This is a genomic window from Acinetobacter sp. NIPH1876 (assembly GCF_022808535.1).
Classification (GTDB): Bacteria; Pseudomonadota; Gammaproteobacteria; order Pseudomonadales; family Moraxellaceae; genus Acinetobacter; species Acinetobacter higginsii.
Genome location: NZ_JALGBR010000002.1, coordinates 25671 through 50341, shown reverse-complemented (window position 1 = coordinate 50341; position 24671 = coordinate 25671). Strand labels below are relative to the sequence as shown.

Sequence of the window (24671 nt, the reverse complement as noted above, 5' to 3'; positions counted from 1 at the left end):
AATGATGTGTGGACGCAGCGAAGTGGTACACCATTTGCTGCGTCTTTTTATTTTAAAAACTACAGAGGACAGATCTCCTATGTTGGTCAAACCTTCATTTAAAAAACAATTGCTACTTACAACATTACTTTCATTATCTGCAACCCAGATTTTTGCATCAAATAGCAATGAACAAATTCCAATCGGCAAATTGCCTGAATGGGCCATACCCGAATCTTATGATTTAGATTTTAAAATTGATCCTGCACAAAAAAGTTATACCGGTAAAACCACCATTCATTTAAAACTGACCCAAGCAACCGATCATGTTTGGATTCATGGCAAATCTTTATCGGTAAAAGAGGCCAACATCCTATCCGCAGCTGGACAGAAAACCACGGCCAAATATGAGCAAGCTTCAGAAGTTGATGGTGTCAGTCTGATTAAATTTGCCCAGACATTACCAGCAGGTCAGTACAGCTTAGTATTGGATTTCAATGCCGATTATGATCAGCAACTGGACGGTATTTATAAAATTGAGTTTGAGGGTAAACCTTATGTCATGACTCAAATGGAGGCGATCAGTGCACGTCAATCCTTTCCATCATTTGATGAGCCACGTTTTAAAACACCCTTTAATATTCGATTAACCATACCAAGTAAATATTCAGGTTTTGCCAATACAAATCAAGTCTCTGAACAGACCGAAAAATCGGGTTGGAAAACTTTAAGCTTTGCCCCGACCAAACCACTACCAACCTATCTACTGGCATTGGCGGTTGGTCCTTGGCAAGTACAACAAGGTCCTGATATTGGTGCGACTGAGTGGCGTAAACAGGCGATCAAATTACGAGGTCTTGCACCCGATGCTAAGGCTGAAAAAATGCAGCATGCCTTGTCTGAAACTCCCGCAATTTTAAAAACATTAGAAGATTATTTTGCATTCGGATATCCATTCGACAAGCTAGATTTGCTTGCTGCACCTGACTTTGCGGCGGGTGCGATGGAAAATCCCGGACTGATTACATTTAGAGACTATCTAATGCTACTGGATAAAGACTCTCCCGTGTCATTTGTACAAAGCTCTTTTAATGTCAATGCGCATGAATTGGCACATCAATGGTTTGGGGATGTGGTGACCATGCCGTGGTGGGATGACCTGTGGTTGAATGAATCTTTTGCCACGTGGATGCAAAGTAAGATTACCCAACAATTACATCCTGAATTTAACGCTGATCTTGAACGTGTCGTTGATACTGCAGGGGCGATGAAAAGTGATAGCTTGGTCAGTGTACGCCGTATCCGTCAGCCAATTTTAAGCAATGCCGATATTCAAACGGCTTTTGATGGCATTACCTACCAAAAAGGTGCAGCTGTTTTAAATATGTTTGAGAGCTATCTAGGCGAAGACAAATTCAAACAAGGGGTGCGTAATTATATTCACAAGCATCAATATGGTAATGCCACAGCCAATGATTTAATTAGTTCCCTTGCAGAACAGTCTGGTCAAGCTGAGCGTTTTAGCAAAGCGGTGAAAAGTTTTATTGATCAACCGGGCGTACCTTTGCTGAGTACCTCATTGCAGCAACAAGGCAATAAAGTCTTTTTAAATGTGAAGCAAACGCGTTACTTACCTGTTGGTTCTAAAGGCGATGCCAACAGTCTTTGGGGGGTACCGTTATGCGTACGTTATGAAGTTCCCAATGCAGCAAGTAAAGTTCAATGTGAGTTAATCGATCAAGCGGAAGCTAAAATTGAACTCAAAGGTGCACGTATTAACAGTTGGTATATTCCAAATGCAGATGCAGCAGGCTATTACCAATTTAGTTTGCCTGAACCAGAACTTGCTCGTCTGACTGCCGCTACAGAAAAACTCTCTAATACTGAACAATTGGCCTATGCCTATGCTGTTTCAGCGGCATTTAACCATGGTGATATTAACCTGTTGGCGGTGGTGGATGTGGCGAAGAAGTTTGCGAACTCGAATAGCCGACAGATTAGTACGGCATTGTTTCAGCAGCTCAGTACAATCCAGCGCCATGTGCTGAAGACTGAGGCAGAACGTGAGCATTTTAGAAAAGTGCTCACGAATTTATATCTACCCAAATTAAATCAATTGGGTTATGCGAGCAAAGCAGGTGAGTCTGCTGAGGATAGTTTGTGGCGTAGTGAGTTAGCCCAATTTCTTGCATTGGAAATTCAGGTGCCAGAAGTGCGTGAGCAATTGTTAAAACAATCCGACGCTCTATTCGCTCAAAAGCAATTGAATTTTGCAACATTACCCCCCGAGCTTTTACCAACGATTTTAGCTGTACGAGTACAAGAAAAAGGGCAGCCTACCTTTGATCGTTTAGCGGGGGAGTTACAACACATCACGCAACCGACCCAACGTTTGGCGATGCTTACTGCCTTAGGCTCAGCAAATCAGGTGGAAACACGTCAGCAGGCACGTCAGTTAGTTTTAGACCCACGTGTGAAAGTTGGTGAAGTACGTACCGTGATTAACTCAATCAATAGCTATAGCGGTGAACAAGGCGGACTTTGGTCATGGTTTAAGGCCAATCACGATGCTGTGTTTGATCGTTTAGGTAAGTCTTCTGCTGGACGCTTCCCTGCATTGTTTAGTGGTGCAGCTTGTACACAACAAGAAGCGACGCAGTTGAATGCCTTCTTTGCACCGAGAACAAAAGAGTTGGTCGGAGTCGAGCGTGGTTTAAATCAAACCAAGGAACGGATTCAACTGTGTGAATCCTTAGTGGCGAAACAAGATGGTTCGCTCGTGCAACAGTTGAAGTTGTAATTTATTCAGTTATAAAAAAGCCAACGATGATGCGTTGGCTTTTTTATTTTCAGTGTGTTTTAAGCATCATTATCGGGCTGTGGATTTCTGACACCGAGTAATTGACTGGTCGCTGTGCCTGCAGTCATCGAACCGTTGACGTTTAAAGCAGTACGGCCCATATCAATCAATGGCTCAATTGAAATCAATAGCGCAACTAAAGTAATCGGTAAGCCCATGGCTGGGAGGACGATTAAAGCAGCGAAGGTTGCACCGCCACCAACGCCAGCTACACCAATCGAACTGAGAGTCACCACCACAACCAATTGGGCAATCCATAACGGATCAAGTGGATTGATACCCACTGTTGGCGCAACCATAACCGCCAGCATCGCAGGGTATAAACCAGCACAACCATTTTGACCAATGGTTGCACCAAAGGAAGCCGAGAAGCTGGCGATACCTTCAGGCACACCCAATTGTTTGGTTTGTGCTTCAATATTGAGTGGAATACTCGCGGCACTTGAACGACTGGTAAATGCAAAAGTTAAAACAGGAAAAACTTTCTTGAAAAAGTCGATTGGATTGACACGTACAAACAGCAAAATCAGCGCATGTACGAGGAACATGATTGCAAGTCCAAGATAAGATGCAACGAGGAACTCACCTAATTTAACGATGTCGGCTACATTTGCTGTTGCCACCATTTTAGTCATCAATGCTAATACACCATAAGGCGTAAATTGCATCACTAAGCGGACAAGACTAATCACCAAGGCTTGCAGCGCTTCAATCCCGTGTCTGATTCTTTCGCCATTGACGGTGTCTTTATCCATCAGTTTAAGTGCTGCCACACCTAAAAATGCAGAGAAAATCACCACACTGATGATCGCTGTTGGACGAACACCGGTTAAATCAGCAAATGGGTTTTGAGGGAATAGTGAAAGCAAGAGCTTTGGAACATCTAAATCTGTCACTTGCCCAATGTATTGACTTTGGATGGTTGCCAGACGTGCTGCTTCTTTGGTGCCTTGTACCAGTCCTTCAGCCGTTAAGCCGAATAAATTGGTGATTCCAGCACCGACAAGTGCTGCAATAGCCGTGGTCACTAACAAGATACCAATCACGAGTACACTGATTTTTCCAAGAGACGTGGTTTGATGTAGTTTCACCACTGCACTTAAAATTGAAATGAAAATCAGTGGCATGATCACCATTTGTAATAGTTGTACATAACCATTACCAACAAGGTTAATCCATGCAATTGAATGTTCAATAACAGGGTTATCACCATAGACCGCTTTAAGGGCTAAACCAAAAAAGATACCTACGATCATACCGATCAGAACTTTTTTGGAGAGACTCCAATCTTTACGGTAGCTAAAAAACAATCCTGCCATGAGCAGGACGAAAACAATAATATTCAATAAAACCAAGGTATTCACAATAGGTTATCCTGATAGATCATTCAGGGGGAATGCTAAGAACAATGACTTAGATTCTATCATCCAGCCGCCCTGAAACTTAATCATTCCTATGACTATAGTTAATCTAAAAAAGTAAAATGCAATCAGACAAAACAGAAATTGAGGATTGAACTTACTTTTTATAACGTGTGAAAAGTGGATTAATTATTGAAAAAGAATGACTTGTTTTTAAGTGTAAGTTTTCAGATTAATTTTAATGCTGAAAATTTGTGCAGTATGTATGAGTTATATATTGTTTTTATATGTTCAAAATAAAAACAGCCTACTTATAAAAATAGGCTGTTTAGATGCTTAGTATTGTTAAATCTTGAGATTAAGCATAAATATCCAAGAAGTTTTTGAAAATTTGATGGCCGTGTTCACTCAAAATAGACTCAGGGTGGAATTGCACACCTTCCACAGGAAGTGTTTTATGTTTGACACCCATAATTTCTTCAATCGTACCATCTGTTTGATTGGTCCAGCAGATAACTTCTAAGCATTCAGGCAAAGTTTCCTGTTCAATCACCAGTGAATGGTAACGTGTAGCGGCAAAAGGCGACGGCAAGTTGCTAAAAATCCCTTTGTCACTATGGTGCATATCGGATAGGCGGCCATGCATCACTGTTTTAGCGCGAATGATATTGCCACCAAAAGCCTGTCCAATCGCTTGATGACCTAAGCAAACGCCAAGCAAAGGAATTTTGCCAGCAAAGTGATTGATGGCTGGAATAGAGATACCCGCTTCACTCGGTGAGCAAGGACCCGGGCCAATCACCAGATATTTTGGCTGCCATCGCTCAATATCCTCTAATGTCACTTGATCATTACGAACAACTTTTACTTCTTGATTCAACTCGCCAAAGTATTGAACGATGTTGTAAGTAAATGAGTCATAATTGTCAATCATTAGAAGCATTTTAGAATCAACCTATTGATTATATTAAATGTTTGTTTGAGTGCTGTGTGGTGTTACTCACATTGTTACTCACTTTAAGAGAAGTGGCTGTTATAAATAAAGTAAAGCCGCTTTACTTAAGCGGCTAATGTAGCAGATTTTGATTCTCTTGTGACTACCTCATTCACATATGAATTTAGGTAGTAACTTAGTCGTCCATCTTTAACCCGAAGAAATCGCAGCAGGCCACCGCATTGACTTAGAAGAATTAAGAGACTGTGACACATCTCCAAATTGCAAGAAAATCAACTTAGAGCAGGTGAAGTGATGAGAAGTGAATTATTCGAAGAAACTCTTAAGCAACACAAAGATAGTTTAACTAAAGAATTGCAGGGAATTGGCAAAGATAAACAAGTAGCACTTGGAATTTGGGATATTGAACAAAACGAGTCAAATTACGAGTTTTATTTCAATGCAGCTTGGGATTACCGCCAGACCGAGGTGGAGGGGCTGAAACAAGAAAACATACTGTTAGAGAACGGGCAAAAAAGTTTATTTAAGCAGCATGTGGACCTGCAAAATCAGTTTGATGCGATGGTAATCGAAATTGAACAGCTGCATTTGTCAGGTGTTATTGGTTGCGCAAAGATTATTTGGTGCCGCAGCCTTTAGAATCTCAACTGGTTGGCAATCTATCAGATGACTTTATTGAAACCGATACAAGCAATCTAGGTATCAATGTAGGCACCTTGATCCTAATACAGGCTGTTGGAGTTTTAAAGGTTGTAGAAGTCACCGAAATTGGCAGATATGAGGTGATTGAAGATGTACCTGTACACATTGGTGGTTATCGCTTAAATGAGGCTGTAACAGCTTCTGATGCGAAGATAATCCCATTGCGCAAGGTCATCATTGCTGGCAATCCAACATCACAAGCCAATGGCCTAATGTTCAAGCCGACAATCGCTTTAAGAGTAACTGACAGTGTTGAATATCCAATGGCTGTCAATCCACAGCAATACAAAGGGGATGATATTTACTTTACTCCTTTGCTGCTAGATGGTGACTTCCTTGATATCAACTTTGAACAACACCAAAGCATTGTAGATGGTGAAATAGGGCAGTTTTGGCAGTTCACGAACTGGTTCAATCCACTGATCAATAAGAATTTCAGAGTGATCATGAAGAACCGGCAAGAATACATAGACTACAAGAAATGGTTCTATCGCAGACGTGGTCGCTTAAATCAATTCTGGTTGCCAAGTTATCAAAACAATTTCAATTTGGTTTCGCGCGGTAGTTCTAGCATCACAGTGAAGAATGACAATTTTCTGAGCGATCGAAAGAATATAGCAATCAAGGCCAATGGCGTCTGGACGGCTCATTCAGTTACATCTTCAAGTGCTAGTGGTGCCAACATCGTGATGAACATAACACCTCAGCCACCAGTGAGCATTGAGCGCGTGTCATATCTTGGCTTGTATAGATTGAATAGCGATACTGTAGAGTTCTATTTCAAAGGCGCTGACATTGTTGAGGCTACAGTTCCAATAGTTGAGTTATCACCATGATGAACCTATTCAAATCTAAAAAGGACTTATTTGAGTTCAAGCATGGCGAAAAAACATGGTACTTCACAAGCGCTGCAAAGGCAGTTGATCACAACGGGCATACTTATCTACCGTTGGTTGTGAGTCGGGGCAACATTGATGATGAAGACATAGACAAGTGTGATACTGAGATTACTTTTCCATATCCACAGCAAATATTGAATGCAGAAGGTGATGACTTACAGGCTTTATTCATCAACAAGATCTACTACAAGAGTGTCACTGTCACGATTCTGGAACTCTACAAAGGCGAGACATTAGTCATTCACATTGGCCGCATCACACAGCCAAAGTTTGATGATGATGAAAACACTATGACGCTTGTGAGCTCTACAGCAGAGACTCAGCAGAATAAGAGTATTCTCACTCGAAAGTTTCAAAAGACCTGTTCAAATAAAATCTTCGATCGTATTTGTGGTTTGAAGATTGAAGACTGGTCAGTTGATGTGACGATTACAGCAATCAATAATCTGACAATTACTTTCACAGTAAACCCAACACCTGTGCTAGATGAAAATGGAGACCCTGTTTTAGATGGTGAGGGGAACCCAGTTACAGAAGTGAAGTCATATCCAACAAACTATTTTAGTCGGGGCGTGCTTCACAACGGAGGAATTTTCACAACAGTTTTATCTAGCACATCAAATACTGTGAATTTGGAACGTCAGCATTTTGGGCTACAGATCGGTGATGTGATTAAACTTGCACCTGGTTGTGATCAAACTCGCGCAGGACCATGTCATACAATCTTTGACAATCATCTTCGTTTTATGGGATTCCCAAACATTCCAGCATCTAATCCAGTAAACGATCAAATAATTAAGTGAGGTAACTAATGGTTATTGCACCATGGATTATCTACGCCATCTTAGCAATTACGGTGGCTACAGCTGTTTATTCGTATTACAACATGCGAAAAATGCAGAGAAAGAATAGTGCAGAACCATCTCAAATGGATGGGTCACTTGCTGACGAAGGTGTTTCATTTTCTTCTATTTTTGGTTCTCCACATATACATGGAAACATTACATGGATTGGGAATCAAGATACCCAAGCGATTAAATCCAAAGGGGGTAAGAAATGAAAATCTACATGTCGGATATACGAAAAGCCAATATGTGCTCGCGAGGAACGCGGGCATTTTTTTTGGCGAGAGGTTGGGATTTTCAGGACTTTCTTGTTAATGGGTTGGATGAAGAGTTATTCATCAATACTGGTGATGCAATGGCACTGCAAGTTGTAGAGGTAGCTAGAAATGGGCGGAAGCAGTAAACAAACAGTAGGTTTTAAATACTTCGCAGGAATGCAGGTTGCTATTGGGAATTGTATTGAGCAGATTTTAAATATCAACCCTGATAAACGCGGATGGATTTTCACAAAACCCGAAGAAATTGCTCAATTAAAACTTGGCGACACATCGATGACAGTAAATAAGCCTGACCTTTTTGGTGGTGATAAACAAGAAGGCGGCTGGGTTGGAACCATTGATATTCATACGGGCCGCGAAGAACATTTGCGTCAAAATGAGTATTTAGCAGCACAAGATAGTGAGCTTGTATCTTCGTTCCCAGGTCTTTCCCACTTAGTTTATCGCGGTAATAATTCCGATCAAGGTTTTCAACTGGTCTCAATGTCTGGGATGCTTAAAGAGGTCTTGTATTGGCCTAAGCGTACACGTATCAAAGATGATGGAAGTGAGCAATGGTATAAGAGCTATCTTGATAACGATTCAAATGAAATTTTTGTATGTGAAATTGGCGCGAAAGTTAATGGGCTTTCTCCAAAAGAATACCAAGAAAAAATAGATAATCTACCACCTTTATTAAATGAATGGTGGGGGACAGATAACCAAGACGATCTATTCCATAAGTTTACAAATGGTGGTGTTCCAGTAACAGGGCTGATTGAAGGTTATTTATGGGATTTTCATGCCCAATTTGGGCATATTGGAAAAGTAGGATATGTAAAAACTTCATTTCCAGATTTCCTGATAGGTTTAAATATCCGTTTAATCATTCTTGCTGATGATGGGATTTCAAGCTTTTCTTGGTCTGGAGGAGATTTTGAACTAATTAGAGAATTTTCTGAGCCTGCTTTTATTACTTGTAGAGAATATATTTTAAGTTGCACAAATTCCACATTGGACCTAATGGTTGGGATTATAGATGGTGTGCCAGGTGGTTCTAATACCCAGCATCGTGTTGTTATTGATTGTGCAATAGCTCCATTCAATAGTAACGATAAGCTCATGGTAAAGGGTATTGATATAAATCCAATTCATCAAATCCGTGAAATCATCACCAATGACACAGCTATGAATAAGCCAGAGGCAATGATAAATGATTCAAATTTCAAAAATGCAGCAGACCGTATTTATGATGAGGATTTAGGAGTTTCAGGCGCATTTACTGAGAAATCATGTAAAGAAGCAATTGATGAACTGCTATTTCATATCGAAGCAGGTATTCGTCTAAATAGACAAACAGGGCAATATGAAATCGTATTGTTTAGAGATGATTTGTTGAATTTAAGCGACGCTCAAGTGTTTTCTAAAAGTAATATCAAATCGTTCAATATTGAAATTGCAAATGTTGATGATGTGATCAACTCAGTCAATGTGAATTACTATGATCGTGACAATATCAAGGACTCTTCCTTTTCACTTGATGAAATTGGTTCTGTAATGTCATCTGAGGTGAATGCACAGACACTTGATTTTCCGTATTTTATGAATCGTCGAAATGCCGAATTGGTTGGCAACTGGAAGCTTAAACAGCTTTCAACCCCTACTCGTAAGGGCACATTCACAACAGGAAAGTATGAAGCTCGCAAGATCAATAAATATGATGTTGTGAAATTGACTTGGCAAAATCAGAATATGGTTGATGTTCCTGTTAGAATCATGAAAATCGGACTAGGGGATGGCCGTGATAATACTGTGACTTTGGACTGGGTTGAGGTTATTCCATATTCATCAACTACATTTCCAACGATAAATGTCGATCCTCCAACTTCAGTAGTATTGCCACCACAACAGAATCAAAGTGTAGTTTTTGAAATGCCTTATTTTGAAGCTGTACAGAGATTTGGGCAGACTCAAGTTGATGCAGAATTGGCAAATAACCCTGATTTGGGATATTTAGTTGTTGCAACTAAAAAGCCTCAAAGCAATTCAATCAATGCTCTACTTTACACTGATGATGGCACTGGTTATCAGCAAGCTTCAATTGTTGACTATTGTCCTGTGGCGACTCTTGATCAAGAGATTAGCTATTTAGATGCATCATTTGCTGTTAAGAATGTTGCATCAATTAGTCAAGCTGAGGTTGGCACATTGATACTCTGTGATGAAGAATTGATGATGTATCAAAGCTATGACACAGCGACAAAGATCTTATCTGTCAAACGGGCAGCATTAGACACCGTTCCCAAACCGCATTCTCAAGATGCGGTTTTTTACTTCTATGATGCTTTTAATGCTTTTGATCCGGAGCAATATGTCTTGAGTGAAGCAATCAATGCGAAGGTATTAACCACTACACCAAGTGGAATATTAGGTATTGAGGAGGCCGCAGTGCTTTCACTTGAAATGAATGCACGCCCTAATCGTCCTTATCCGCCTGCAAATGTAAAAATCAATTCTGACTACTACCCAGAAGAGATTGAAACTGATCTTGTCGTGACATGGGTTGATCGCAATCGATTGCAACAAACAGGTGGCTCTATTCTTGGTTGGACAGATGGTGGCGTTGCTTTGGAAAGTGGTGCAGCAACAATGCTGATTATAAAAGAGCTTGATGAAAATGGCATTGTTATTGCCACTCATAATGTTAATGCAACGGGCACCAACACATACACACTGGCTATTTCAGCCATGCAAGTAGAAACACGCTCTATTGAAGTGAAAGCTAAGACTCTGAGGGATGGGTATGATTCTTTTCAATATTTCCAGCACACTGTTGAGCTTTCAACCTTCTTTAGCGCTCCATATAATATTGAATATACAGTGAGAGAAGTATGAGTATTGAAATTGACTTTTCTTATGCAATTGATGGTTTTTATGACACTGTAAATTATTACAGATCTGAAGACACAATGAATCCGACATCAATGCCGCCCCCAATAGCATCTGGAATCCATGGTAATAACTTCATTGATTCTACTGCTGTAATTGGTAAAACATACTATGTGAGATTCGGAACAGTGAGAGATTCAATAGAAAAAATAAGTGATGAAATAATTCTAATATCTGGTGATTCAAATTATAGCAGTGTTGTACTTGTATCAAATATGAGAGAGTCAATTGGTGGACAGCCAATTATAGATGCTAAAGGTCACATTTTTTCAGGAGTTAATGCAAATATTGTTGAAGATAATCAAGCTTTTGATAAAAAAGCATTGCAAGTTATTAATGGTTATGTAAGGACAGAATATTCACCTGATTTTTCTTTCTCGGGTGACTTTACTGCTGAAGTGAGATTCAAGTTTATCTCTCATCAAAATTATGGCGGCATTTTATGTTGCGCGCAAGGAGGTTCGGGACCTTGGAAAGGGTGGAATATAATTTTTAATGCCAATACAAATAATATATTAGTCGAAATAGATAATTCATTAAGCATTATTAGCAGCGCAACCTTAACACCAAACATTTATTACCATGTAGCTTTATGTCGCTCAGGGTCATCTGTCAGGGTGTTCTTGGACGGTAACCTTGTAGCAAGTGGTACATACGCTGGCAATATAGACCCATCTGGATCTGTACTTTATATCGGTGTAGAGAGGGAGGGAAACCTTAAAACAAATGGGCATTTTGATGAAGTAAGGATTACTAAAGGTGTGGCTAGATATTTAGCTAATTTTACACCACCAAAAGCAAGATACCCATTAAGTTAAATAACTTAAATATCGCCCCAACTGGGGCTTTTTTATTATCTGGAGAAAAGTGAATGCAAGAACACGAGAAGACATTATGGACCATGTTCATGTTGGTTATGTCTGGGGCAATTATTGGGGTGGGGAAACTACTTTCGAGTGATGAAAAACTAACAACGCGATTGATTATAGGTAGGGCAATTTTAGGTTCAGCAACTACATCAGTTGCAGGAATTGTTCTACTTCAAATACCAAATATTCATCCGATTTCGTTATTAGCCATTGGCTCAGCACTAGGTATTGCAGGTGCAGGGGTAATTGAAAGCTACATCAAAAAGAGGGCTGATTCATGAGCAAAACAACCAGTAATGTTGGACTTGATTTGATTGCAAGTTTTGAGGGAACGAAACTCAAAGCCTATGATGATGGTGTTGGAGTCTGGACAATTGGCATAGGCACCACAGTTTACCCGAATGGCGTGAAGGTCAAGAAAGGGGATTCATGCACTTTGGATCAAGCCAAGACTTACTTTGCACACGATTTAAAACGATTCGAAGCTTCAGTGAATAACCTTGTGAAAGTTCCGCTTTCTCAGAATCAATTTGATGCTCTTGTAAGCCTAGTCTATAACATTGGTTCAGGCAATTTTGCATCGTCAACTCTCTTGAAGAAGCTGAATGCCAAAGATTATGCAGGTGCTGCTGACCAATTCCCAAGATGGAATAAAGGGGGGGGCAAAGTAATGAAAGGCTTAGTTCGTCGTCGCGCCGCAGAACGAGTACTCTTCTTAAAGAAGTAACTTATATGTGCCAACGATCAACCATGGCATCGATTGTCACAGTGCTGTGCCTTCTGTTTTCAGGATGCACAGCACATTCAATAAAGACAAATGTCAGTATCTCGGTTTGCTTGCAGTGTGTGAGATAACACTTAATTTTCAAGTGTTATCTTTTTTTGCTAGATGTTCAGCATAAAGTTTTATAAAAAGCTGCTTCTTATGTGGCTCTTTTTGCCAAGTTTCGAACATGTGTTTTTCTACAGGATCATCAAGATACATATCAACCTTGATAGGCTTTGTATTTCTTTTTGCAGCATATTTGGCTTGCTTTGATTGCTTATCATCCATTTACTTACTCACTATCAGTGTTTGTAGCAACTTCAAGTAAATATGAAACATAATCAGCGGTTTCTACTTTTTCTAAATCTTTGGCACGTTTGCCATTTACTGTTAACTGATATTGATTGTAAAAAATAATTAAGCCGTTTACCATTCCAGAAAGATACTGAATATTTAATTCATTGGCTTGATTCACAATACCTGATTTCCATTCATGGAAACTTTCAACATCACCCCATGTGTTTATTATATCTTCGGTGCTAAGCATATTACTCTTGTTAGATTTCTCAGCCGCTTTATCAGCAACATATTGTCGAACATTGATAGGCAATGTGACAGAAAATGTTCCAAAATCTTCATCAAAAAATTGGCTGTTTAGGAAGCTTTCTAAGTTAGCGTTTAAGTTCATTTCGAATCTCAGTATTTGCTGTTTATGAATCAATGGTAACGTACGTTACCAACATTAGCAATAACCCTAACGATTTTACCGACGAACGGTATTAATTCACTCCCTCACAACCTCAACGCCTTTCAGCTTTCTTCCAAGTGTCACTAAAAATCTATCAGCTTCTCTTTTTTCTAAAAACTTTTTTGCATCATCTTTGGTATCTAAAAATACGTACTGTTGGGTGATCATGCCGTTTATATCTGAATAGTCCTGATATTCTTCATACATTGATTGCTGGATATGCAAGTACTGCTTGCCTTTCTTGATGTAGAAGTACCTCATTTCTCACCCCAACTATCAACAATATCAGCCCAGTCTTGCATCATCGCTCTTCGCTCATCTAAGTAGCTCGCGTGGTTATAAGTGCCACGAACTACATTCTTATCAACATGGGCAAGTTGTATCTCCACATGATCAGAAGGGTAACCAAGACCATGAAGCATTGTAGATGCAGTAGCACGAAAGTCATGAGCTGTTAAGCTGTCAAAACCCATATTCCCAAGCGCACGGTTCACAGTTGTATTATTCATTTTCTTGGTAACATCAAACACACTTGAAAATACTAGGTCACTGTTTTTTGTTTGCTCAAACTGATCAAGCAAAATTTGCTTTAGCTGTTTAGATATAGGAACTAAATGCTCCCGATCTTTTTTAATATTACGTTGCCCTTTTTTTCTTTGTTCAGCAGTGGCAGGAGGAATGCGGATTATACCGATATCAAAATCTACCCACTCCCAACGTAGGCGAATCACCTCAACTGTACGTAGCATTGAATAAATAAGAGTTTTAATCGCATTCTTTGTAGTTGTTGCACCATTGTACGAAGATAGCCGAGTATTAAACACCGCCTTTTCATCTTCAGTCATAGGGCGGGCTGTTATTTTTGGTGGTCGTTCTACAGTGTTTCTGAGTGCTGATACGGGATTATATTCACATCTTGATGTAGCAATTGCATAGTCAATAACCTGACTGACTAATTGCCTGTTAAATATTGCTGTGCTTTCACCAGTACCATAATTCCCCTGTTTAGAAACACGTTTCATTGTCTTTTCTTGCATCTGTAAAACATCAAATGCAGAAATCTTTTTAATATCCTTCTTACCAAGGGTAGGGAATATGTCTTTTTCAAAAGCTTTTTCTACAGATCGCTTATAGCTTACTGATTTTTTATCTTTGCGTTTGTCATACCACTCTGTTGCCACACTTTCCAATGTACAAGCCTGATTTAAAAGAGCTCTTGCTTTTTCTTCTTGTCGGTTTTGAGATGGATCTATATTTTGGTCTAAAAGTAGTTTTTGTTCCAATGTCTTCTGGCGAGCTTGGGCCAAGGTGACAAGAGGGTATTCACCCAAACTAATCATCTTTGCAGTACCTAAAAAACGGTATCTATAACGCCAAAGTTTAGAACCATTCGTGCGCACTTCGATGCACAGACCGCCTTGATCAGCAACACGATAAGCTTTATCTTGTGGTTTGAGTTGTTTTATTTTGGTGTCGTTGAGCATTAGCTATCTGTGAGTAACTTGAAAAGAAAAATGAATACTCACAATCTTACTCACAAAAGTTGTGAATGTCACCGAACAAGAACGGACGCCAACGGACATTAAATATTTTTGAATTGTAGTTGTTGTAAAATGAAGCGAACACCAACGAACGTCAGCGGATATCAGTGCTTCCTTTCAATCATTAGAAGCATGATTATAACCTTTTGAAAGATATGCACTTAATTGTGCTATTGAATTAGATAAACCAATCTTAGCGCTGTGTTTTTTCATCTATCTTGAATAGAGAAAAGATTATTCTAGCGATAACGGGAAATCATCATAACAAAACGGATCATTAATGTGGGAAATTTTGAAAGCATTGAAGGCTGAATAAAAGGCTAATTTTGTTTGTTGAAATGAGTTAGTAATTGATAATAAATTTTTGTAATTGAAACACTTGAGAAAAAAAACTGAAAGTGAATCGAAAGTCTAAATGAATTGATTGGAATGATCTTGAAAAGAATGATATAAAAAGCCAATTTACGCGAATAATAAAAGCGTAATTGGCACTACATTGGTTCTTTGTTATATGTATTGCACTATTTTGGTTCATTATGTCTTTTTTGGGGACGAGCTAAAATAGGAATGTTTAAATATGGTGCATTTTTAAATGCAGACATTATAGTAGGCATAGGACAGGGAGCCTAAAGCATTTTTTCTGCAAAGAATTTCAATGTTTTAGGTATGCTTTGAAATTGTTGGTATGATAATTGCTAATTATACATCAACAACTAACACGCACTTAACAAGTGCATAAAAACTTCATTGGAGCAAATGAGCATGGCGAACAAGGTCCTTCAACTCATCAAAGAAAGTGGCGCAAAATGGGTCGATTTTCGCTTTACTGATACTAAGGGTAAAGAGCAGCACGTAACTTACCCAGCTGATACCATTGATGAAGATACATTTGAAGACGGTAAAATGTTTGATGGTTCTTCAATTGCAGGTTGGAAAGGCATTGAAGCTTCTGACATGATCTTACGTCCAGATGCTGAAACAGGTTTTCTTGACCCGTTCTTTGCTGAGCCTACAGTTGTTGTGACTTGTGACGTTATCGAGCCTTCAACTGGTCAAGGTTACGAGCGTGACCCACGTTCGATTGCTCGTCGTGCTGAAGAATATTTAAAATCTACAGGTATCGGTGATACAGCATTCTTCGGTCCAGAACCAGAATTCTTCGTTTTTGACGAAGTGAAGTGGGACATCGACATGTCTGGCGCGCGCCACACATTGATTGCTGAAGAAGCTGCTTGGTCTACAGGTAAAGACTACGAAGCAGGTAACTCAGGTCACCGTCCACGTGTTAAAGGCGGTTACTTCCCAGTTCCTCCAGTTGACTCTCATCAAGACATGCGTGCTGAAATGTGTGCACGTATCGAAGACATCATGGGTCCTGGTCGTGTAGAAGTACATCACCATGAAGTTGCATCTTGCCAATTAGAAATTGGTGTGAGCTTCAATACCTTAGTTCGTAAAGCGGACGAAGTTCAACAGTTCAAATATGCAGTTTGGAACGTTGCGCATCAATATGGTAAAACAGCGACATTCATGCCTAAGCCAATGGTTGGTGATAACGGTTCTGGTATGCACGTTCACATGTCAATCTCTAAAGATGGCAAGAACTTGTTTGCTGGTGACGAATATGCTGGTTTATCAGAAATGGCATTGTTCTTCATCGGTGGTGTAATCAAGCACGCGCGTGCGTTGAATGCGATTACCAACCCAGGTACAAACTCTTATAAGCGTTTGGTTCCACACTACGAAGCACCAATTATGCTTGCTTACTCAGCACGTAACCGTTCTGCTTCTATCCGTATTCCTTACGTTTCTAGCCCTAAAGGCAAGCGTATCGAAGCACGTTTCCCTGATCCATTAATGAACCCATACTTAGGTTTTGCTGCATTGTTAATGGCTGGTCTTGATGGTATTCAAAACAAGATTCACCCAGGTGAAGCTGCTGACAAAAACTTGTATGATCTTCCTCCTGAAGAAGAAGCAAAAATCCCAACAGTTGCTCACAACTTGGAAATGGCGATTGCTGCACTTGAAGCGGATCATGAGTTCCTGTTGAAAGGTGGTGTATTCACTAAAGAAATGCTTGATGCATATATCGAACTTAAAACTGAAGATGTGCGCCGTCTTAACACGACGACTCACCCAGTTGAATTTGATATGTACTACAGCCTGTAATACATACAGATTGAAAAAGCTCGCTTCGGCGAGCTTTTTTTATGTTTTTGATTCAATTGAAAGTCATGCGTTTTTCCAAAGAAATTCATGTACACTAATCGCGATGTTTTTAGTGAGCCAAGCATGCGAAATTTACGACCAAACAGAATTAAGGGACGAGAGATCCCAACTGAAATGAAAAAATGGTTGTATGCATCTGGTTCTCTTACTCAGCAATTGACTGATCTGGGTGAGGGGGAGTTTCATGTTGAACGGACAAAAGAGCATTTTCAACGACTCACCTTTAACGATAGCCAGTGGATGCAAATGCCAGCACACCATATTGCATGGGTACGTGAAACCAATCTTTATGGTAGTGAAACAGAAGCTTGGGTAAAAGCAAAAAGTATCTTTCCTATTTTAAGCTTACATAAGAAAGCACGATTATTTCGGCATATTCGTAATAAGCCTATTGGTTGGTTTTTATTTCAACGAACCAATCCTGCCTGCGAAAGGCGGGTTATTTATCTTGAAGAAGGTTGGACCAGACAAAGTTGCTATACTTGGCATGGCTGCAAATTTATTGTGCAAGAAACATTTCTTCCCGCATTTGAACAGTTTATTCGACAGCATTGACTCTAAGGATTCATCATGGAAACAGTGCAACACACAACATGGCGGCAACGTTTAGAAGCCTATTACTATCTATGCCGTTTTGATAAGCCTGTAGGTACAGAACTGGTCTTTTGGCCAACCATGTGGGCACTATGGATTGCTGCTGGTGGTTTACCGCCATTGCAGATTCTCATTGCGATGGTTTTGGGCACGATTTTTATGCGTGCAGCGGGCTGTGCGATTAATGACTTCGCTGATCGTAAAGTCGATGCTCATGTAGAGCGTACTAAAACACGCCCATTAGCCACTGGCATCATTCGTCCACGCGAAGCGGTTTATGTTTTTTTGGGATTAGTTGCAGCAAGTGCGTGTACTTTATTTTTTCTACCGATTGCAACGTTTTATTGCGCCCTAGCAGGTCTAGTACTGGCATTTGTTTACCCTTTTATGAAGCGCTATACACACTTACCACAAGTGGTTTTAGGGATGGCTTTTTCATGGGGAATTCCCATGTCTTTTACCGCGATGGGGAAGCCCTTAGATTTAACCTGTTGGCTTTTATATTTTGGTAATTTGGCATGGACGGTGGCTTACGACACTCAGTATGCGATTACCGATCGAGAATATGATTTAAAAATTGGAGTGAAATCGACAGCGATTTTATTCGGTCGTTACGATATACAAATTATCGGGTTACTCCAGATTCTCAGTTTGTTGCTGATCGGTGGGGCTTTATATTTAGAAAATCTGTTGTTACCGTTTGGATTGATTGCGTTGTTGATCGTTGCGGTAGATTTTGCCTATCAAGCTTTCAAAACCAAAGATCGTGATCCACAAATTTGTTTTTGGGCATTTCGTCACAATCGTTGGGTAGGACTGATTATTTTTCTTGGAATTTTTTTAGAATTAATATTTTAATCTGACTAAATAGTTGAAAAGTGTCCTATGCAGGGCACTTTTTTTATGCCTTAATAATACGGCATGTAGATTCATGCACAAAAATAAGATAAGGACTAAAAGGATATTTTATGAAACGGTCAAACATTGCTTTAGCAGTTACTTTCTCGATTTCTGCATTATTTTTAACAGCGTGTAATGACAATGATGATGATTATACCGGGGTAGATTCGAATAAAACCTATCTGTCTGAAACGACTTATTCTAAGGATAAAGTGGATAATGCCTCATCACTCAAGGTAATGACTTATAACATAGAGAATGTTCAAGGTCGCACTGCCAAAGCAACCGCATTGGTGATGTTCCCTAAAGTTGCTCAGCCAGCTGATGGTTATAGAGTGGTGGTCTGGGAGCATGGTACGGTTGGGGTAGGTGATAGCTGTGCACCAAGTAATAATACTGTGAATCCTCGCTTTAAAATCCTCGCTGATACTTTATTGGCGGCGGGTTATGTGGTGATTGCGCCAGATTATGAAGGTTTGGGGACTCCAGGAATTCATCCATATCTAAACTTGGGTAGTGAAGCTAAATCTGCGATTGCAGCGGTAAAAGCAGCAAAAGATCATTATGGGGCGAAACTCAATGGACAATGGATGTCTATTGGTCAGTCTCAAGGTGGTCATGCTTCATTGGGTACTGCTGAATTTGCAAATAATGATGCAAATTACAAAGGTGCGGTTGCGGGCGCTCCTGCATCGAGCCTTGGTTATATCATCTCTGTTGTTGCACCACAGGCAATTGCAAATATTCTTAAGCAAGAACAGGCTGGTCTTGCACCAGTAGGTACAGCGGTTGAAGTCTATGCAGAGCTGCTTGCTTATGCTGCATATACCACTGTTGGTATTACTGCTTATGATTCTAAATTTAATTATCGGGAAATTTTTCAGGAACGTTCTCGCTCAATTGCTGAATTCGCCGAAGGTACGACAGGTGAAAATGGCATCTGTTTAGATGATTTGCATAATAAGTTTGCAGCAGATATTCGTGACTTTATCAGCAAAGATACCACTAAAACTGTTTTGGACTATCCGGGCTTAGCGGGTAACTTCCAAGAAAATCCAACAGTGAAAAAATTCCTATCAGATAATCAACCTGCGACCAAGAAAATAAACAGTCCAGTAATGATTATTCAGGGGACATTAGATATGGCAGTGCCTTATCCAGTGACAGATTCCTTGCAAAAAGGATTGATTGCATTGGGTACTAAAGTCACATTCGTGCCAGTTGTTGGAGCGAGTCATACTCAAGCGATTGTATGTAAAAATGCGGATGCTTATGGCTTTATCCAAGCCAATATGTCAGCAGGTACAGGTATCGTATTGACGGATGCGCAGAAGGATGCCAGCCAAAGCCCTCACTGTACTGGTAAATTCTAAGATTTCTTTGCTTATTTAGAAGAAATTTACTTTTAAAAAGAGTCTCTTTATAGGGGCTCTTTTTTGTTATATTGTTGCACAGTTTAAAGCCATGCAATTTGAGTTTAAATCACTTATGAGCCAGCCACCTGTTGAGAAAAAATCAATCCCTTGGTTATTAATGAGTTTGGGATTGTTAATTCCAATTTTTATTGTAGGTATGGCCTTTGTTGCTGCGAAAAGTGATGCGCAAACCAAGAAAAAATATGACCAGCAACGCGCTGAAATGGCAAAGAAATTTGAACAGCAGAAAAATGCTGAACAAGCGACAAAGGCGGAATAATTTTTCTTAAATTAGCTGACTATCGGAGATCCATCTGTAGCTGTTTTATAGATGGAATCTCCGTATAACGTTGTACTTGATAGCCTGCTTCTTGTAACATCTGATCGCGCTTTTGATCTTCTAATTCTTTGCCTAAATGACTCGGGTCATCTAACTCAATAATCGCCAAAACATTCATCTGCTGATCTAAAACCACAAAGTCTGTCACCTTGCGATTAAACTTACTGCGGATCTTATAGTGATCACTAGTAATCAATGCACTAAAGGCTACCTGCGCAAGTACATGATGCTGTGGAAAGGCCTGTTGTAATCGTACAAACATTCTTGATTCAAATGATGTGATGACAGGTCGAGCAAAGAATTTTTGTTTGGGAAAGAAAGGGCGTATACAGCTAAAAAGCAAGATAGCTGTACTAATAAAACCAATCGTTAGAAATAAGAAGTGATTCGATTCAAACATGTATTTATCAAAGAGCAAATAAAAAACCCACTCAATTAAGAGTGGGTTTTTAGAATCTTGGCTCTCCCACCTGGGCTCGAACCAGGGACCTGCGGATTAACAGTCCGTCGCTCTACCGACTGAGCTATGGGAGAATCTGGAGCGAATTTTAGGGCCTAAATGGCAGTCCGTCAAGTAAAATCAGTATGAATAATAATCGCTTAACAAAAATGTTGAGTATTAACGTGCAACTTGATTACATTGTGCCAATTCAGTGGAGCGGGCATTCCAGATTGCGCCTGCTGAGTTTTTATAATAATTAATCTTACCGATACGTAAGACCAGACTCTGACAAGAATCTAAGGAGAGTGCATTGCCCCAAGGGCCAGACATGCTACAGACACGACCATTACATTTCCAGACGACATTGGGACCACTTTCAATTGGTACAGTCACCGTGCCTTTATAAGAGGAACCAGCATACCAAGTGGTTTGGGCGGCCATTGCTGGACTACAAAAGACGATTAAACAGAATAGAAGTTTTTTCATTATGTGTTTTCCTTAACAACATCATTAATTTTTATCTTATAGTTAAAATAATATGGTAGGTCGAAATTTATACGATACTCAACATGAAATGAACAAAATAATCGTAATTGTCGTTATAAGGGTATTTTGTTTATTTAAAATAAAAAGCCCAGATCAATGATCTGGGCTTTTTAGAATCTTGGCTCTCCCACCTGGGCTCGAACCAGGGACCTGCGGATTAACAGTCCGTCGCTCTACCGACTGAGCTATGGGAGAATCTGAGTGCCATTATAGGCAGCTTTTAAAATTGGTCAAGATAAAACTGTCATGTTTCTTTCATTTTTGCATCGTATGCTTTTTATTTGCACAATTACGATAAAGTAGGAAAAATAACTTGAACTTTGAACAGGCTATTGCTAGATTCGAATTAGAAAGAGCGTTTAGATATTTATCTAAACAGTGTGGATTTAACCCTACTTGCCAGCACTAAAATGGCTAAACTGGAGGTCGAAATGACTATTCTAAATATTCAATCTATTTTTTCAAATTTGTCTTTTTATCAAGAACATTATCTCGAAATTATTCAAGATGCTGCGCAGTATTACACGCCAGTTGAACATTCATTTATAAATACTTTTCCGTTTAAGCAACAAGCCTTGTATCTGGGTGATTTACTGCAATTATGGTTTGGTAATAAGTGGAAAATTCAAACGGCAAAAGATCTACTCACACAAAAAAATACATCAACTGTCGACGAGCACGCACCTTTATATTTATTTCAACTTGGTGGTGAATTATTTTTAGGTGCAAACACTGCTTTGGCTTGGTCTGTGGCAGAGCAAAAGGTTGTTTCAGTACAAGTGAAAAGCATTTGGCAATACGCAGTATTTAGTCATTTATGTATTCGACCAAAAAACTTTCAAGCGAATAAGGCCATTGCATAGGGCTATGATGAAATAGCCCATTTGCTTAATCTATGCTTATGGGCGAATGATCATGCAGGTTGCGGTTGCATGGGCATAAAGTTTGCCATCTGCATCGACAATCTTACCTTCAGAAATACCTAAATTTTTACTGATATTGATCATGCTGCCTATCGCTGTGAGTTTTTGATTCTTAGGAATAGGGCGACACATTTTAATATTTAGATCAATGGTGCCATAACCGACGCCTGCTTCTAAAAGCGTATGAACAGCACAGCCTGTCACTGAATCAAGTACGGTTGCAGCAAAACCACCATGTACTCCACCCAGCGGGTTAAGGTGGCGTTGATCTGCTTGAACTTCAAATTTGATAAATCCTTCTGCAACTTCTACGGGTTGCATCGGAATGGTTTCACTAATACTGGCAGGTGGAATTTTCCCTTCACACATCGCGGTTAAAAACTCAAGTCCATTCATTTCTTTCGGGTGTTTCATATTTTTTCCTATATAGTTCTAAAAAGGAACTTGTGTATAACGTAGTCTTTCCATCAGAGACTGTCAATACAGTTCATCGATCCATATCATGTTTTACAAATTATTGATTGCAGCATGCTTGCTTTGTTTTATGCTAAGGATAATTCATAAATAACAATTTTGAATAAAAGGTAAATTTATAATGAAAGGACAGTGTGTTTGTGGTGAAACCACATTTGAAGTCGAATTAAGTAATCATGATGTACATGCCTGTCACTGTTCGATTTGTCGTCGACAGACCAGTGGTGTGATTATGACGATTGATGTTAAACAGGGCAGCTTAAAATTTTTAAAACAAGATCATCTCTCTGTTTATAACTCATCGGCTTGGGGCGAGCGAGGATTCTGTAATGCCTGCGGTACCAATTTATTTTGGCGGACTAAAGATCAGAATTATTGCAATATCAATGCATTTGCATTGAATGAGTCACCAAAAGATCTAAATCTCGATCTAGAAATCTATATTGATTGTAAGCCTGAGTTTTATGCTTTTCAAAATTCGACCAAGAAGATGACTGAAGCGGAGGTCGTTGCACTTTTTAGTGGTGAATCTGCGGAATAGTGTAGCTTGTAGGAAATTCTAATTGTATTGAAGATTTTGATTTAAGAGATAAAAAAGAAGCTTCATTGAGAAGCTTCTTTTTTATTGCAGAAAAATTATTTCGCAGCTTTTTCTGCTGCAATCGACGCAATTGCGGCATCAACGCCTTCAATTGAATCAGCTGCTTTTTTAATACGTGCTAAAGCATCAACTAAAACCTCGTCAGCAGTCGCATAAGAGATACGCATAAAACCGCCTAAACCAAATGCATCACCAGGAACAACAGCAACACCTGTTTCTTCCAGTAACCATTCAGAGAATTCTGTGCAAGATTTTAAGCCTTTGGCACGAATCAATGGACGGATGTTGGCATAGGCATAGAAAGCACCATCAGCAGGAAGACAAGAAATCCCTTTGATGTCATTCAAGCCACTCACAACGAGGTCATGACGACGTTTAAACGCTTCAATCATTGGCTCAAGTACATCTTGTGGGCCATTCAATGCAGCTTCAGCTGCAACTTGCGAAATTGAAGTTGGGTTTGAAGTCGATTGTGATTGGATCTTTTTCATCGCACCAATGATTTTTGCAGGGCCTGCTGCATAACCGATACGCCAGCCTGTCATTGCATAGGCTTTAGATACGCCATTTAAAACAATGGTACGGTCATATAAGTCTGGTGCAACAGTCGCGATATTGTAGAACTCATCTTCCCAACGAATTGGTTCATACATGTCATCAGATGCAACAAATACTTGTGGATGACGACGTAATACTTCTGCCAAAGCCTCTAACTCAGCTTTGGTGTAGATCATACCTGTTGGATTTGAAGGGCTGTTTAATACCACTAGACGAGTATTTGGTGTGATTGCCGCTTCTAACTGTTCTGGTGTGATTTTGAAGCGTTGTTCTTCACCACATTTCACGATTACGGGTGTGCCTTCAGCAATAATCACCATATCTGGATAGCTTACCCAGAAAGGTGCAGGGATGATCACTTCATCACCTTTGTTTAACAAAGCAAGTGCCAAGTTAAAGAAACTTTGCTTACCGCCACAAGACACCAGAATCTGGTTGGCTTGATAATCTAAATTATTATCGCGTTTGAATTTCGCAATAATTGCTTTTTTTAAGCTTGGAGTACCGTCTACAGCTGTATATTTTGTAAAGCCTTTATTAATCGCTTCAATTGCAGCATCTTTGATGTGTTGAGGGGTATCAAAGTCTGGTTCGCCTGCACCTAAACCAATCACGTTTTTACCAGCAGCTTTAAGCTCAGCGGCTTTATTGGTCACTGCAAGTGTAGGGGACGGTTTGATGGCATTGACACGATCAGAGAGACGTACGTCCACGGCATTATTCCTTCTTATGGGATTAAAAAATAAAAAGCAGGTTATCTTAGCCTAAATCGACTTCTTTGTGGCTGAAACTTGCCAGAATCGCATAAAAAGTTACTAAATTTTAAGCATTAGAATCATTGTGTTTTTTTACATATTTTATTTTTATCAAAAGCGCAAAAATCTATTACAATATGCGGCTAGAAATCTAGATTTC

At 39.6% G+C, this 24671-nt stretch carries 26 protein-coding genes, 2 tRNA genes and 1 pseudogene; 17 read left to right on the top strand and 12 right to left on the bottom strand.

The annotated features are described in order from the left end of the window. Positions 1–6: 6 nt before the first annotated feature. Positions 7–2779 (top strand): annotated as a pseudogene (locus MN869_RS02590) (M1 family metallopeptidase). A gap of 59 nt (positions 2780–2838) precedes the next feature. Here MN869_RS02590 and MN869_RS02585 read toward each other — a convergent pair. Further along, positions 2839–4203, bottom strand: coding sequence for an L-cystine transporter (locus MN869_RS02585; RefSeq protein WP_005202416.1), 1365 nt, complete (start codon positions 4201–4203; stop codon positions 2839–2841). A gap of 355 nt (positions 4204–4558) precedes the next feature. Then, a complete protein-coding gene (locus MN869_RS02580; RefSeq protein WP_005202428.1) occupies positions 4559–5143 on the bottom strand; it encodes an aminodeoxychorismate/anthranilate synthase component II in 585 nt (194 codons plus the stop codon). A 306-nt stretch (positions 5144–5449) separates the two neighbouring features. On the opposite strand from MN869_RS02580, the gene MN869_RS02575 reads away from it, so the two are divergent. Genes MN869_RS02575 through MN869_RS02535 form a run of 9 tightly spaced genes read left to right on the top strand, consistent with a single transcriptional unit; the run spans position 5450 to position 12403 of the window. Next, positions 5450–5794, top strand: a complete 345-nt coding sequence (locus tag MN869_RS02575; RefSeq protein ID WP_243306863.1) for a hypothetical protein — start codon at positions 5450–5452, stop codon at positions 5792–5794. After that, positions 5761–6693 carry a hypothetical protein gene (locus MN869_RS02570; protein ID WP_243306862.1) on the top strand — a complete coding sequence of 311 codons (933 nt, stop codon included), beginning with the start codon at positions 5761–5763 and terminating at the stop codon, positions 6691–6693. The genes MN869_RS02575 and MN869_RS02570 overlap by 34 nt, the downstream gene beginning before the upstream one ends. After that, a complete protein-coding gene (locus MN869_RS02565; RefSeq protein ID WP_241345145.1) occupies positions 6690–7559 on the top strand; it encodes a phage BR0599 family protein in 870 nt (289 codons plus the stop codon). Before MN869_RS02570 ends, MN869_RS02565 begins: the two co-directional genes overlap by 4 nt. 8 nt (positions 7560–7567) lie before the next feature. After that, a complete protein-coding gene (locus MN869_RS02560; RefSeq protein WP_241345143.1) occupies positions 7568–7816 on the top strand; it encodes a hypothetical protein in 249 nt (82 codons plus the stop codon). An 8-nt stretch (positions 7817–7824) separates the two neighbouring features. Continuing rightward, positions 7825–8004 (top strand): hypothetical protein, encoded by a 180-nt coding sequence (locus tag MN869_RS02555; RefSeq protein ID WP_241345140.1) that lies wholly within the window; start codon positions 7825–7827, stop codon positions 8002–8004. Beyond that, positions 7988–10753, top strand: coding sequence for a phage tail protein (locus MN869_RS02550; RefSeq protein WP_243306854.1), 2766 nt, complete (start codon positions 7988–7990; stop codon positions 10751–10753). Before MN869_RS02555 ends, MN869_RS02550 begins: the two co-directional genes overlap by 17 nt. After that, the gene (locus MN869_RS02545; protein ID WP_243306841.1) at positions 10750–11625 is read left to right on the top strand and encodes a LamG domain-containing protein; all 876 of its coding nucleotides are present in this window, start codon (positions 10750–10752) and stop codon (positions 11623–11625) included. The genes MN869_RS02550 and MN869_RS02545 overlap by 4 nt, the downstream gene beginning before the upstream one ends. Positions 11626–11678: 53 nt before the next feature. Then, positions 11679–11957, top strand: a complete 279-nt coding sequence (locus tag MN869_RS02540; protein ID WP_241345137.1) for a phage holin family protein — start codon at positions 11679–11681, stop codon at positions 11955–11957. Continuing rightward, positions 11954–12403 carry a lysozyme gene (locus MN869_RS02535; RefSeq protein WP_347709332.1) on the top strand — a complete coding sequence of 150 codons (450 nt, stop codon included), beginning with the start codon at positions 11954–11956 and terminating at the stop codon, positions 12401–12403. Before MN869_RS02540 ends, MN869_RS02535 begins: the two co-directional genes overlap by 4 nt. A gap of 138 nt (positions 12404–12541) precedes the next feature. Here MN869_RS02535 and MN869_RS02530 read toward each other — a convergent pair whose 3' ends face one another. The 4 genes from MN869_RS02530 to MN869_RS02515 form a co-directional block, all read right to left on the bottom strand. Next, complete coding sequence (locus tag MN869_RS02530; protein WP_243306835.1) at positions 12542–12730, bottom strand: hypothetical protein; 189 nt, start codon at positions 12728–12730, stop codon at positions 12542–12544. 4 nt (positions 12731–12734) lie between these two features. Beyond that, complete coding sequence (locus tag MN869_RS02525) at positions 12735–13130, bottom strand: hypothetical protein (protein ID WP_243306834.1); 396 nt, start codon at positions 13128–13130, stop codon at positions 12735–12737. Between the two features lie 96 nt (positions 13131–13226). Further along, positions 13227–13451 carry a hypothetical protein gene (locus tag MN869_RS02520; protein ID WP_243306824.1) on the bottom strand — a complete coding sequence of 75 codons (225 nt, stop codon included), beginning with the start codon at positions 13449–13451 and terminating at the stop codon, positions 13227–13229. Continuing rightward, positions 13448–14674, bottom strand: coding sequence for an integrase arm-type DNA-binding domain-containing protein (locus MN869_RS02515; RefSeq protein WP_243306821.1), 1227 nt, complete (start codon positions 14672–14674; stop codon positions 13448–13450). The genes MN869_RS02520 and MN869_RS02515 overlap by 4 nt, the downstream gene beginning before the upstream one ends. 813 nt (positions 14675–15487) lie before the next feature. Between MN869_RS02515 and glnA the strand changes: the two genes are divergently transcribed. The 5 genes from glnA (at position 15488) to MN869_RS02490 (ending at position 20152) form a co-directional block, all read left to right on the top strand. After that, positions 15488–16903, top strand: coding sequence for a type I glutamate--ammonia ligase (gene glnA / locus MN869_RS02510; RefSeq protein WP_171057879.1), 1416 nt, complete (start codon positions 15488–15490; stop codon positions 16901–16903). A 123-nt stretch (positions 16904–17026) separates the two neighbouring features. Further along, on the top strand, positions 17027–17518 hold the full coding sequence (locus tag MN869_RS02505) for a chorismate lyase (RefSeq protein WP_005202430.1): 492 nt from the start codon (positions 17027–17029) through the stop codon (positions 17516–17518). A gap of 15 nt (positions 17519–17533) precedes the next feature. Beyond that, on the top strand, positions 17534–18415 hold the full coding sequence (ubiA, locus tag MN869_RS02500) for a 4-hydroxybenzoate octaprenyltransferase (protein WP_005202432.1): 882 nt from the start codon (positions 17534–17536) through the stop codon (positions 18413–18415). A 110-nt stretch (positions 18416–18525) separates the two neighbouring features. Continuing rightward, positions 18526–19830 carry a lipase family protein gene (locus tag MN869_RS02495; RefSeq protein ID WP_005202433.1) on the top strand — a complete coding sequence of 435 codons (1305 nt, stop codon included), beginning with the start codon at positions 18526–18528 and terminating at the stop codon, positions 19828–19830. A 115-nt stretch (positions 19831–19945) separates the two neighbouring features. Further along, positions 19946–20152 (top strand): hypothetical protein, encoded by a 207-nt coding sequence (locus MN869_RS02490; protein ID WP_005202434.1) that lies wholly within the window; start codon positions 19946–19948, stop codon positions 20150–20152. Between the two features lie 19 nt (positions 20153–20171). Here the strand turns inward: MN869_RS02490 and MN869_RS02485 are convergent, their stop codons facing one another. The 4 genes from MN869_RS02485 to MN869_RS02470 all read right to left on the bottom strand — a co-directional run bounded on the left by MN869_RS02485 (position 20172) and on the right by MN869_RS02470 (position 21395). Then, positions 20172–20612, bottom strand: coding sequence for a DUF2726 domain-containing protein (locus tag MN869_RS02485; RefSeq protein ID WP_017402421.1), 441 nt, complete (start codon positions 20610–20612; stop codon positions 20172–20174). Between the two features lie 58 nt (positions 20613–20670). Then, positions 20671–20746: transfer RNA gene (locus MN869_RS02480), tRNA-Asn, on the bottom strand. 85 nt (positions 20747–20831) lie between these two features. Beyond that, complete coding sequence (locus tag MN869_RS02475; RefSeq protein WP_005202435.1) at positions 20832–21140, bottom strand: hypothetical protein; 309 nt, start codon at positions 21138–21140, stop codon at positions 20832–20834. A 179-nt stretch (positions 21141–21319) separates the two neighbouring features. Then, a tRNA-Asn gene (locus MN869_RS02470) sits at positions 21320–21395 on the bottom strand. 236 nt (positions 21396–21631) lie between these two features. Here MN869_RS02470 and MN869_RS02465 point away from each other — a divergent pair. Continuing rightward, a complete protein-coding gene (locus tag MN869_RS02465) occupies positions 21632–22063 on the top strand; it encodes a hypothetical protein (RefSeq protein ID WP_005202436.1) in 432 nt (143 codons plus the stop codon). Between the two features lie 36 nt (positions 22064–22099). On the opposite strand, the gene MN869_RS02460 is transcribed toward MN869_RS02465, so the two are convergent. Continuing rightward, positions 22100–22537: a PaaI family thioesterase gene (locus MN869_RS02460; RefSeq protein WP_005202437.1), complete on the bottom strand. Its 438-nt coding sequence runs from the start codon at positions 22535–22537 to the stop codon at positions 22100–22102. Positions 22538–22718: 181 nt separating this feature from the next. Between MN869_RS02460 and MN869_RS02455 the strand changes: the two genes are divergently transcribed. After that, positions 22719–23138 (top strand): GFA family protein, encoded by a 420-nt coding sequence (locus tag MN869_RS02455; protein ID WP_005202438.1) that lies wholly within the window; start codon positions 22719–22721, stop codon positions 23136–23138. A 95-nt stretch (positions 23139–23233) separates the two neighbouring features. Here MN869_RS02455 and MN869_RS02450 read toward each other — a convergent pair whose 3' ends face one another. Further along, positions 23234–24469: a pyridoxal phosphate-dependent aminotransferase gene (locus MN869_RS02450; RefSeq protein WP_004808509.1), complete on the bottom strand. Its 1236-nt coding sequence runs from the start codon at positions 24467–24469 to the stop codon at positions 23234–23236. Between the last annotated feature and the right edge of the window lie 202 nt (positions 24470–24671).